Raw genomic sequence first — 12,373 nt, 5'->3', positions numbered from 1 at the left:
AAGGGAGGCTTTATCGTGTCTAATGGCAATCATGGACTTCGATTTGATATTTATGAGCGCGTGCATTTGCCCGAAAATGTAGCGGCGATCGACGAGCTGGAGGAAATTGAGCTGGTTCCACGGATTCAAGTGATAGAGCAAGGCGAGAATGCGGTGCTTCAGGGGCAGCTAGTATTGAATGGCATCTATCGTGCTCAAGGAGAAAGGGACGAGCAAGTAGCGCTTGAGCATTGGATTCCAGTAGAAATTACGCTGCCAATGAATAGAGTGACAAGGCTGGATGAAATTACGGTAGATATTGATACATTCGATGTTGTACTACTCTCTTCCAGAGCATTGAATCTGACAGGCATTCTATCGCTGCGCGGCATTGTGCTGGAGCAGGATGAAGAAGCTGACGGCTGGAATGCTGAGGTGTTTACTGTATCCCACTCGCGCGGGGAAGAGGAATCAGCGGAGTACAGCGCTGCTGACTTTCAAGGTCAGACTGAACAGCAGGTAGAGACAGAATATCAAAACGAGACGGACTATCTCAACCAGTCAGCCTATCAAGGAGAAGCTGCGTATCGCGGCGAGGAAGTCTATCACGTTAGCGCAGAGCAGCAAAGCGAAGCGTATTATTATGCTGAAGCTGAAGCTGAATCGGAGCAGCAGACCGAAACCTTCCACGTATATGCCTATGCCGAGCAAGCTGAGAGTCAGCAATTTGCGGCTCAGCCGGAGCAGCATGGCTATGAGGCGGAAGGCTATCGGAACGAGCAGCAGGAAGAGCAGCTTGATGCACATTATGCAGCGCAGCCTGAGCAGCAGCATTACAGCTTTTTGCAGCAGCTTGGACAAAAGTATGCGCAAAGCGCTGAGGAGCTGCACGCTCAAGGCGAGCAAGCGGAATATTTGCATCGCGCTGCAGAGTATAACATAGAGCAGCAAGGCAGCATTGAGACTGCTCAGTATGAGCAGCACGAGCACATAGAGGCAGCATACAGCGAGGCTGAGCATCATGCAGCATATGCTAGAGAAGAAGAGCAAGAGCAGCATGCGCAATATGCTAGAGAAGAAGAGCAGGATCCGTATGCGCAGGAGGCAAGCGATACCGCTCATACACCAGAGCATGATGCTGTGCAATGGTCGGCGTGGGAAGCAGCTGTGGAAGAACAGGCTGAGCGTGAGCAGGAGCAAGAGGTCAATGAAGAACTGGAAGCTGAGGAGCTGGAGTCGCAGCATGTGCACCATGCCGAGCCGACTGCAGAACGCGAGCTGCACATTGCGTTAAACGGCAATACTGCACAAAATGAAACGCAAGGCATTCGCACGATATTAAATTCCAGCTTGCGCGAGCAGGCGGCACAGCAGGCAGCGACGCTGCAGCAGCAGGAGCTTGACCGAAAACAGGCAGAGGAAGAGAAGCAGCGAACTACCGATGATGAAATCGAATGGCAGCAGCTGTTCTTGAACAAGCGGCCAGAGCAAAATGAATTCAAGCGAATTCGGATGTGCATCGTGCAAAAGGAGGATACGCTGGAGCAAATTGCATTGCGCTACAGCATTAATCCTCGTGATCTGTTAATTCGCAACAATTTGCATGAATCGGCGATTACGGAAGGTCAGCTGCTTTATATTCCTTAGCTTGCATATAAATTGACTAGAGCCTCATCTTACGTTATTATAGAGTTATATGTGTAATAATGTTGATGAGGAATAATATACCTACGTTTCCTTCAGAGAGTAGGGCTGTTCGCTGAAAGGCTCTATAGGATAACAAGTATATGGGTCACCTCTGAATTGCCAAGCTGAATGCTGCTTTATTGCTGCTAGTAAGCGAGGCCGGCCGCAGCCGTTATCTGCATCGAGTGCCATATGATGGATTGTTTTCATATGGAATGAAGGTGGTACCACGGAAGCATAGCCTTTCGTCCTTTTTAATAAGGATGGAAGGCTTTTTTTTATGAATAAGATTCACGCATGGAGGATGAAAAAATGTCAGACAATCAGTCGAAATTAAGCATGCCGACGACCTATGATCCGAAGGCTGCGGAACAAAAATGGTATGAGTTTTGGCTAAAAAACAACTTTTTTCAAGCAGGGAAGCGTCCAGAGGCAGAGCCGTTTACAATTGTAATCCCACCACCAAACGTTACAGGCATGCTGCATATCGGGCATGCTTTGGACTTTACCTTGCAGGATATTATTATTCGCACCAAGCGCATGCAGGGCTATGACACGCTATGGCTGCCTGGAACTGACCATGCCGGTATTGCTACACAAACGAAGGTGGAGCAGAAGCTGCGTGAGCAAGGTGTATCTCGTCACGATCTTGGGCGAGAAAAATTTCTTGAGCAGGTATGGGCGTGGAAGGATCAATATGCCAATACGATTCGCGAGCAGTGGGCTAAAATGGGGCTGTCGCTTGATTTTTCACGCGAGCGCTTTACGCTTGATGAAGGTCTTTCCAAGGCTGTACGCGAAGTATTCGTACGCCTGTACGAGAAAGGTCTGATTTACCGCGGCAAAAAAATTATTAACTGGGACCCGGCTGCGCGCACGGCTCTTTCTGACATAGAAGTCATTTACAAGGAGTTGAACGGGCATCTTTATCATTTGCGCTACCCGTTGAAAAATGGCTCCGGATACATTACAGTGGCGACGACCCGACCGGAAACGATGCTGGGCGATACCGCTGTAGCTGTTCATCCTGAGGATGAGCGCTACAAGCATTTGATTGGCGAAATGATCGTATTGCCGATCGTTAACCGTGAAATTCCGATTATTGCCGACGAGTATGTTGAGAAGGAATTCGGTTCAGGCGCGGTAAAAATTACACCTGCGCATGATCCTAACGACTTTGAGGTAGGTGAGCGCCACAGCCTGCCGCAAATCATCGTCATGGACGAGACCGGCACGATGAATGACGAGGCTGGACCGTATAAAGGTCTTGATCGCTTTGAATGCCGCAAGCAGCTTGTAGCTGATCTGCAGGAGCAAGGTGTATGCGTGCTGATCGAGGATCATGTGCATCAAGTAGGCCACAGCGAGCGCAGCGGTGCTGTAGTTGAGCCTTATTTGTCTACACAATGGTTTGTTAAGATGAAGCCGCTAGCTGAAGCTGCGATTGCTGCCCAAAAATCAGGCAAGGGCGTTCAGTTTGTGCCAGAGCGATTTGAAAAAACATATTTGAACTGGATTGAAAATGTGCGCGACTGGTGTATTTCCCGTCAGCTTTGGTGGGGACATCGCATTCCTGCCTGGTACAATGACGAAACAGGCGAGATGATTGTATCCCGCGAGGATCAAACCGATCCAAACTTGCGTCAGGACAGCGACGTGCTGGATACATGGTTCAGCTCTGCACTTTGGCCGTTCTCGACGCTTGGCTGGCCTGAGCAAACGGACGACTTGAAGCGCTACTATCCTACGAGCGTGCTTGTAACAGGCTACGATATAATTTATTTCTGGGTTGCGCGCATGATCTTCACTGCGCTTGAATTTACAGAAGAAATGCCGTTTAAAGATGTGCTGATGCACGGTCTTGTTCGTGACAAGGACGGCCAAAAAATGTCCAAATCACTCGGAAACGGCGTTGATCCGCTTGATGTAATCGAGCAGTATGGGGCAGATGCAATGCGCTTTATGATTTCTACAGGCAGCACGCCTGGCCAGGATTTGCGCTTCCGTTTTGAAAAGGTAGAGCAGGCGCGGAATTTTGCCAACAAAATTTGGAATGCATCGCGCTTTGCTTTAATGAATTTGGAAGGCTTCACCTATGAAGATATCGATTTAAGCGGCAACCTAAGCACGGCCGACCGCTGGATTTTGCATCGCTTGAATGAAACGGTGCGTGATATTACGCGTCTGATGGACAGCTATGACTTCGGTGAAACTGGCCGACTGCTGTACAATTTCATTTGGGACGATCTGTGCGACTGGTACATCGAATTCTCCAAGCTAAGTCTGTACGGAGAGGATGCAGCGGCTAAAAAAGCGACTCAATCGGTGCTTGCTTATGTGCTTGATCGCACACAGCGCTTGATTCATCCGTTTATGCCGTTTATTTCCGAGGAAATTTGGCAGCATCTTCCGCATCAAGGCGAGACGATTACACTTGCTGCATGGCCTGTGTACGACACAGCGCTTGAGGCTCCTGCTGCGGTAAAAGAAATGGAGCTGCTTATGGATATGATTCGCGCGATCCGCAACATTCGCGCAGAGGTCAATGTGCCAATGAGCAAAAAAGTCGAGCTGCTTGTTAAGCCGTCTACTGAGGCGGAATATGCGATTTTGACGTCTAACGAGGAGTTTATTAAACGATTCTGCGGTACATCGTCACTTGAAATTTCATTGCAAATGGCAACGCCGGAAAAAGCGATGTCTGCCATCGTTACAGGCGCAGAGCTGTATTTGCCGCTAGCTGGCTTGCTGGACATTGCCCAAGAGGTGGCTCGTCTTGAGAAAGAGCTTGAGCATTTGAACAAGGAAGTGGAGCGCGTAGAGAAAAAGCTTGCCAATGAAGGCTTTGTAGCGAAGGCTCCAGCCAACGTAATAGAGGAAGAACGGAACAAAATGAAGGATTATGCAGAGAAGCGCGATAAGGTTGTGCAACGCATCGCTGAGCTGCGCGGCTAATCATGCATGAAGGAAAGCTTCTAATGTGCATAAGCGTGCGGGCAGTGTACAACGAAGCTAGAAAAAGTCGAGGAGAAGGTGAGTTGTAATGAGCCATAATCAAGCTAACGCTGCTATGAGCTCCTACACTGAGGCTGTCGAATGGATTAACAGTTTAATTCCATTCGGCATTCGCCCCGGCTTGGAGCGAATCGAAAAATTGCTGGATGCCTTTCAAAATCCACATCGCCGTTTGCGTATCATTCATGTTGCAGGCACCAATGGCAAGGGCTCTGTCTGCTCCTACCTGACTCATGTTTTGCGTAAAGGCGGCTACGATGTCGGTACATTTACATCGCCATATATAACTAAATTTACGAATCGTATCCAATATAATGGTCAAGATATAGAAGAGGAAGTGTTGCTGGAGCTTGCCAATCAGGTAAGACCTTATGTCGAGGAAATGGCTGCAACCGAGCTTGGCTCGCCTACGATGTTTGAAGTAACAACCCTCATTGCGATTTTGTATTACGCGACAGTGACCTACCCTGATTACGTTGTGCTAGAGGTAGGGCTTGGCGGACGTCTGGATGTAACGAATGTTGTGCATCCGATCGTGTCAGTCATTACGACAATTGGCCATGACCATATGGATAAGCTGGGCAACACGCTTGAGCAAATTGCTTACGAGAAAGCGGGAATTATTAAAGCAGGCACTCCTGTTGTCGTTGGGGTAACCCAGCCTGAGGCGCTTCGTGTTATTCAAGAGGTTGCAGAAGCGAAGAAAAGCACAATGTACGTCTATGAGCAGCAATTTGATCAAATGCCGCTGTATGTAGACGAGCATGAGCAGCAATTCCGCTTTGAAGGCTTGTTCAGAAATATTGAAGATGTAACCATTACAATGGCTGGGGCGCATCAGCGGCATAATGCGGCAATTGCACTGATGACCATTGAGCTGCTGCGTCAATATTTTGCGCTTGTAATCGATGACGAGGATTTGCTGGAAGGCATGAAAATGACTTCATGGCCTGGACGACTTGAACAAATCAGCAGCAAGCCTCGCCTGCTTATCGATGGCGCGCATAATCCGGAAGGCGCACAAGCGCTAGCTCAGGCGCTTGACTCAACGTATCAGTACGAAAAGCTACATCTTGTTATGGGGATGATCGAGAATAAGAATCACCATGACACATTTAAGCATATATTACCATTAGCGGATACTTTGATTCTTACAGAACCCAATTATCGTTCGGCCAAGGACGCTGACGAGCTGTATGCTGAAGTGAAGGAGCTTGCAAATGAGCTCGGTTTGCAGGACGCACCGCGCATAACCGTCGAAAAAGACTGGAAGCAAGCGCTAAGGCTGTTGCTTGAACGAACGAATGAATCAGATCTGGCAGTAGTTACTGGTACATTGTATTTAATAGGAGACGTACGCTCGTATATGCTACACAACAAGGATGCGGAAAAAGGCTGGTGAATTCTCTTTGAAAGCAAATGAACAGGTTCATTTCATCGGTATTGGCGGATATGGCGTGAGCGCAATCGCCAAAGTTATGCTGGAAATGGGCTACAAAGTAACTGGATCTGATGTTGCACTATCAGCATTGGCAAAAAAGCTTGTAGAGCGAGGCGTTGACTTCAAGCTCGGACATCATGCGGATAACATCACAGGCGCTTCGCTCGTCGTATACTCGGGTGCTGTTGCGAAGGATAATCCTGAGCTCGTTGCTGCCAAGCAAGCGGGCATTCCTGTGCTGCATCGCGCAGAAATGCTGGCAAGACTGCTCAATGCAACGAATGGGATTGCGGTAGCTGGCGCACACGGCAAGACAACGACCTCTTCGATGATTGCATTGGTAATGGAGCTAACCGAGCAGGACCCTACCTATATTATTGGCGGGGAAATCGTTAATCTCGGGACGAATGCCAAGGCGGGAAAAGGGAGCTATCTCGTTGCGGAGGCAGATGAGAGCGACGGCTCTTTCCTGCAATATCACCCATCTATTGCGGTGGTCACCAATATCGAGGCTGATCATTTGGAAAATTACGATGGGGACTTTGAAAACATTAAAAAAGCCTACGTGCAGTTTTTAAAGCAGGTTAAGCCTGATGGCAAAGCGATTGTTTGTGTCGACGACGCCAATGTGCGCGAGCTGCTGCCGCGTGTATATGACAATGAGCAACTGCGCTCGGAGCAGCTGATCACATACGGCATTCACGAACAAGCCCATTATACCGCGACGAATATTGTGGAGGGCGATCGCTGCATCAGCTTCGATCTGCAGCATGGAGAGCAGCAGCTAGGCACATTTAAGCTGTCTGTGCCAGGCATCCACAACGTCTATAATGCGCTGGCGACCATTATTGCCGCACATGAAGCTGGAGTCGGCTTTGACGCTATTCGTGGAGCTTTAACTAAGTTTGAAGGCGCTAAACGTCGTTTTCAAGTGCTGGCTGATACGAAAGGGATGCTGGTTGTCGATGATTATGCCCATCATCCAACGGAAATTACAGCGACCATTCGTGCAGCGAAATCTACAGGCAAGCGAATTACAGCGGTTTTTCAACCGCAACGCTTTACGCGTACTTACTTTTTATTTGATGAGTTCGGCAGAGCTTTTCCGGAGGCGGATCATGTCATTATTACCGATATTTATTCGCCTGCAGGAGAAGAAGCGATTGAAGGAGTTTCCTCTGAGAAGCTGGTCGCTTTAATCGCGGAAAATGGGCAGCGCAATGTGGAATATATCCCGACAAAGGAGCAGGTGCTGGAGAAGCTGAAGGAAACGATAGCACCTGGCGATGTTGTGATTACGATGGGAGCGGGCGATATTTGGCAGGTGGCTCATCAGCTGGGCGCTCATATCCAGCAATGAGTAAAAGGACGATCAGGCAGATAGCTGCTTTGATCGTCCTTTTATTTTGACATTATGTGATGGCTTAACGCTTTCTTTTCTATCATTCTATCGTTTATTTTTGAGTGAAGCTATCATATATTCGTAGTCTGGCTCATAGAATGATAGTGAAAAGAGAAAGGAGTGAGCGCAATGTCAAAAGCGAATCGTATTACATATCGTTTTGATCGTAATGGAAATAAAATAGATGAGTACGGAGCTCAGGCTCAACAGGAAAATAAATGGAGCGTTATGAGCAGCAAACCTGCTGAACAGCAGCCAACTGAGCAAGCAGCAGGAGCTGCTATTGCAGCGAGCAGAGAGGAGCAAAACAATCGGGCAAGTGCGATGCACGAACCGACTGTGCCGAAGCCAATCCATGCAGCAGTGCATTTGAATGGAGCAGAGGGAGAGGAGCATGAGCCTGGGCCGCCGCTGTATGAGCTTGATCTTGAAGGCCTGGAGCAGCTGATACGCAATGCAGATTCACAGCCAAGCGTTCCCGATGAGGATGAGCTATTGAAGCAGCGTTATGAGCTTGATCGCGAAGATGATTGGATGCTGGGGGCAGAAGCAGAGGCAATGTCCGGGGCAGTGGCAGGAACTGGACATGCCATGACTGGATATGCAACGACTGGACATGCAACGACTGAACATGCAATGACTGGACATGCAGACAAGCAGCATGAAGCAGCCTGGCATAAAGAGCAGGCGTCGGAAGGATGGGAGCGAGCAAGACCTTCAACACGCAAATCCTTTACCTGGATGCAAGGTGCAGTTTCTGTAGCAAGTGCTGTTGCTTCTGGTGTGTTGATCGGCTATTTGCTGCTGACGCTTGTATTCGGCGTTTCGGTTTGGCCGATGTCCGCTTTCGCACAGCCTGACCAACAAAATATCGCTGATCATGCAGAGAGTGGCTTGCCAGTAGAAGAGCAGTCGCTACAGTCTGATGAAGCCACGCCTGAAGCACCGGATTCTGGCAATCAGCAGCCTGTTCAATCCGCAAGCTCTGGCTTGAAGCTGAGCGAGCATGCATTCAGCTATCATTTGCTGCAAGCTGGGGTGTTTACGAAGGAAAGCACACGAGACGAGGTTATCGCAAGCCTGCAGAATGCTGGCTTTGCTGCTCAATATATGAAAGACAGCAGCAATCGCTACTATGTTTACGCTGGATTGGCGTCATCTGCTGCTAACGCAGAGCCGGTTCAAGCCAAAATAAAAGGGATCGAAACGTACCGCAAAGCGTTTACATTTGCGATGCCTGGCACGATGGCATTTAACGGAGATGCAGTGCAGCTTGAGCAATATTTTGTGCAAAGCAATGAGTTGATTGCAATGTTTGCAGACCTGGCGTCGGCTCAGTTTGAGCAAACGAGCTTTAGTGCGATCGGCAAGGCAGCTCAGGAAGCATGGCAGGAAAAGTACGAGCAATGGATGTCGCTGGCCGAGACGGTTGCCAAGCAGTGGGCGGCTCCAGAGGACATAGAGCGGGCAGAATCGCTGCAGGCACAGCTTAAGGAGGCTCAGACGCAGCTGGAGAGCTATCAGGCTCAACCCAAGTCGAGCTATCTGTGGAAGGCGCAATCCGCACTTGTGAAAGCGGTGCTGATACAAAAAGATTGGTTTGAGTCTGCAAACGCATTGTAATCGTCAAATTAGGTGCGTATAATAGATTAGAGTACAATGGATGTTAAGGAAAGGATATGACGGATGAAGAAAAACAAATGGACATTATTGCTGCTGCTTCTGCTTGGCTTATTGGCAGGTTCATTAGTTTCATACTGGCTGGAAGCTGTTCCAGGGCTTTCCTTTTTAACGAATGCAATTACAACAAGCTGGTCGCCATCTTTTGACTTTCATGTCATATCCCTTAATTTAACTCTTAACATCAATATTAGCCTGCTGAGCATTATTGGTATGCTGGCAGCGATTTGGTTGTATCGTAAGCTGTAAAGATTGAAAACCGCAAGGGAGCAATTTTCAGATGAATGACGTACAAAATGAGCATTTACATAAACGGATAAGCCAGCTTGTATTGGCTTCATCTTCGCCGCGCCGGAAGGAACTGGTCGCTTTACTCGACCTTTCCTTGCCGGTTTCTGTTTTTTCAGTAGAGGTTGATGAGCGAATCGATCGTGCCTGGCAGCCAGCTGAAGCAGTGGAACTGCTCAGTATGGCTAAAGCTGAAGCAACAGCTAAAGCGATTGCTGAAGGGAGGGCGCCACACGATATTAACCCGAATTCAGCGTTAATATTAGCTGCAGATACGGTCGTTGTGGTCGATGATCAGATTGTTGGCAAGCCGGCCTCGGAAAATGAAGCCTTTCAAATGCTCAAGAAACTTCAGGGAAGAAGCCATTACGTGTACACAGGCATCATGTTGCTGCACAGCGGTTGCGATAAGACTGGTGCATTACAACAAGTCCAAATGGAGAATGAGATAATGCCTGCATTTGTCCAGGCGACAAGCGAAAGCATCGCAAAGCCGGGCAATAGTGCTGCAGCGGGCGAAAGCATCGCCAGGTTCAACAGTAGAGCTGCAGCTAAGCGTATCGCCTTTGGCGCTTACGGCCAGTATGAGCTTGTTTTTCAATCTGATCAGCTGGCAGCAGTAGTTGGCCACACCTATAGCCAGGTTACATTTCGCTCAATGAGCGATGATGAGATTTATGCCTATATTAAGACTGGCGAACCGTTAGACAAGGCTGGCTCATACGGCATTCAAGGAATTGGCTCTATTTTCGTTGAAAAAATCGAAGGTGATTTTTACAGTGTAATGGGTCTGCCGCTAAATTTGCTCTATCCAACACTGCTGCAATTCGGGATTAGCCCGTTTGCTACTTAATCTAACCCGTTTCCTGCCCGACAAGCTTTAGACACGGACTTATGTCCATTGCACGGTTTTAGCGGAATTCATAAGCTATTTAAAATAACTTGCAATGGAGGGTGTCGAAAGTGGGGCGGAAACGAGCTTGCACAATCCGGCGAGTCCGTACAATTGAAATACGGCCGAAAGTTAAGCGATATTTTTACATTACTCCTACTAATATTGAGTTGACGGAGGATGGCTATGTCATATCTCCCAAGCAATGCATGAATGATCGCGGGAACGCAGCTGAAAGCTTTTGCAATTTCGGCAAAGCAGGGTATTTTAATTTGTATATCAATGGTGTCATGCAGGGAGGAAGCTTATATAAAGTGAACTCCAGAAGACTTGCACTGACAGCTACAGGACAAACCATTTATGAGGGAACTCCAATCATTCTAGAATCTATCGGTTTCTACCTAGTAAAGAAAAAATAGATAGTTTAATGGTATCAATAACCCTGTCATTAGAGCAGATTCTTAATATAAATATAGTATCTGAATAACTAAGGAGGGTTAGTATGGCACTACAACTGATGAAGCTCCAGATTACGGCGTCTTCCACGATTGAAACAGCTCCACAGCAGCAAAGATACTTCTATGTTACGACAGCTGATACAGCGGCAGGTGGAACGCTATCGATTGATGCCGCAAGCTTCTTTGACGATGCTGGTCAAGCCGTCGTTACACTGCCGGATCTTGCCGTAAACAACAGCATCTACAACGTATACATCAACGGCATTATACAAATGGATGGCATTTCAACGTATACGCCCGGAGCAACTGCAGTCGGATCACTAGCCATTAATGTTCCAACAGGCGGAGAACCGATTATTTCCAACTCCCCGATCGTATTAGAAATAATTAATTTTGATCCATCCTCTACCGTTACTTTAAATACATGAAAAAAATTTAATGCATCGAGAGCTCAAGTCCGAGTGCAATCCTGCTCGGGCCAGCTCTCAAAAAACGCATGAAATAGCAGGCTGAGGCGATTCTTCTGCATGTGCTGCTAGGTAATTTATGTATATTGCTTCTCCTGATAAATGTGCTGCAGCGCTTCTTGTTGCTTGATTGGTACGAATTGCGGACAAGCTATCCATCTGCCGCGTTTGCTTTATAGTGCCAATTGCAGTTGTGCAACCCTAATGTGGGTACTATAATGATAAAGTATTTATTTCGCCCAGTGGGACAAGGACTGCAGCGCGCTTCTATTTCTTGTAGCTTGAACGTGAAGTTACTACGCTAAAATTGATAAATTTAGCCAATAGAAAGGCGGGAGCCCAGATGCAACATCAAACGCTGCGCCAGCTTCCCCATAGCCAACGTCCGAGAGAGCGCATGATCACATATGGGGCAGATGCTTTAAGTCATGCAGAATTGTTAGCAATATTGCTTAGAACAGGTACGAAAAATCAATCCGCAGTACAGCTGTCAGCTCAATTGCTGCAGCAATGCGGTTCTTTGCGAGAGCTCGTAGATATGAGTCTTGATGAGCTAACAGCCATTAAAGGAATTGGACAAGCCAAAGCGCTGCAATTGCTTGCAGGCATTGAGCTTGGCAAGCGAGTGGCCAGAAGCAGCCTTGGAGATGTTGTTACCGTGCGCAGTCCTTATGATGCGGCAATGTATGTAATGGAAGAGCTGCGTTATTTGAAGAAGGAGCATTTCATATGCTTGTTTCTTAATACTAAAAATCATATCGTAGGCAAAGAAACGCTATCTATGGGAACTTTAAATGCATCGCTCGTTCATCCCAGAGAAGTGTTTCGAGCGGCGATTCGTTCAAGCAGCGCATCCATTATATGCATCCACAATCATCCGAGTGGCGACCCCTCGCCTAGCCCAGAGGACATACAAATTACTAAACGATTAGCGGAAGCGGGATCCTTGCTTGGTATAGAGATACTTGATCATTTAATTATCGGCGATGGTACATTCGTCAGTTTGAAGGAGCAAGGCTATCTATAATATAATGGATAGGGATTGACCGACTAGAAGGGAGTTAC

Annotated in this window: 10 protein-coding genes and 1 other annotated feature; all 10 genes read left to right on the top strand. The window is 47.7% G+C overall.

Annotated features, from left to right (window positions below; genetic code table 11):
* The first annotated feature begins 15 nt into the window (after positions 1-15).
* Complete coding sequence (locus tag KJS52_RS12790; protein ID WP_213515633.1) at positions 16-1,626, top strand: LysM peptidoglycan-binding domain-containing protein; 1,611 nt, start codon at positions 16-18, stop codon at positions 1,624-1,626.
* A gap of 53 nt (positions 1,627-1,679) precedes the next feature.
* Positions 1,680-1,921, top strand: a binding site (T-box leader).
* A 56-nt stretch (positions 1,922-1,977) separates the two neighbouring features.
* Positions 1,978-4,620: a valine--tRNA ligase gene (locus tag KJS52_RS12785; RefSeq protein ID WP_213515631.1), complete on the top strand. Its 2,643-nt coding sequence runs from the start codon at positions 1,978-1,980 to the stop codon at positions 4,618-4,620.
* A gap of 88 nt (positions 4,621-4,708) precedes the next feature.
* On the top strand, positions 4,709-6,082 hold the full coding sequence (locus KJS52_RS12780) for a bifunctional folylpolyglutamate synthase/dihydrofolate synthase (protein ID WP_213515629.1): 1,374 nt from the start codon (positions 4,709-4,711) through the stop codon (positions 6,080-6,082).
* A 7-nt stretch (positions 6,083-6,089) separates the two neighbouring features.
* Positions 6,090-7,481, top strand: coding sequence for a UDP-N-acetylmuramate--L-alanine ligase (murC, locus tag KJS52_RS12775; protein ID WP_213515627.1), 1,392 nt, complete (start codon positions 6,090-6,092; stop codon positions 7,479-7,481).
* A gap of 171 nt (positions 7,482-7,652) precedes the next feature.
* On the top strand, positions 7,653-9,146 hold the full coding sequence (locus KJS52_RS12770; RefSeq protein ID WP_213515625.1) for an SPOR domain-containing protein: 1,494 nt from the start codon (positions 7,653-7,655) through the stop codon (positions 9,144-9,146).
* Positions 9,147-9,209: 63 nt separating this feature from the next.
* Positions 9,210-9,452, top strand: coding sequence for a DUF4321 domain-containing protein (locus KJS52_RS12765; RefSeq protein ID WP_213515623.1), 243 nt, complete (start codon positions 9,210-9,212; stop codon positions 9,450-9,452).
* Between the two features lie 31 nt (positions 9,453-9,483).
* Positions 9,484-10,344: a Maf family protein gene (locus KJS52_RS27900; protein WP_246563496.1), complete on the top strand. Its 861-nt coding sequence runs from the start codon at positions 9,484-9,486 to the stop codon at positions 10,342-10,344.
* 248 nt (positions 10,345-10,592) lie between these two features.
* Positions 10,593-10,802 (top strand): DUF4183 domain-containing protein, encoded by a 210-nt coding sequence (locus KJS52_RS28010; RefSeq protein WP_213515621.1) that lies wholly within the window; start codon positions 10,593-10,595, stop codon positions 10,800-10,802.
* A gap of 83 nt (positions 10,803-10,885) precedes the next feature.
* On the top strand, positions 10,886-11,269 hold the full coding sequence (locus KJS52_RS12750) for a DUF4183 domain-containing protein (RefSeq protein WP_213515619.1): 384 nt from the start codon (positions 10,886-10,888) through the stop codon (positions 11,267-11,269).
* Positions 11,270-11,651: 382 nt separating this feature from the next.
* Complete coding sequence (gene radC / locus KJS52_RS12745; protein ID WP_213515617.1) at positions 11,652-12,335, top strand: RadC family protein; 684 nt, start codon at positions 11,652-11,654, stop codon at positions 12,333-12,335.
* Positions 12,336-12,373 lie beyond the last annotated feature (38 nt).

The organism is Paenibacillus montaniterrae (assembly GCF_018403185.1).
GTDB classification, from domain to species: domain Bacteria; phylum Bacillota; class Bacilli; order Paenibacillales; family Paenibacillaceae; genus Pristimantibacillus; species Pristimantibacillus montaniterrae.
The sequence above is the reverse complement of the archived record's forward strand: the minus strand, read 5'-3'. Positions and strand labels throughout refer to the sequence as shown.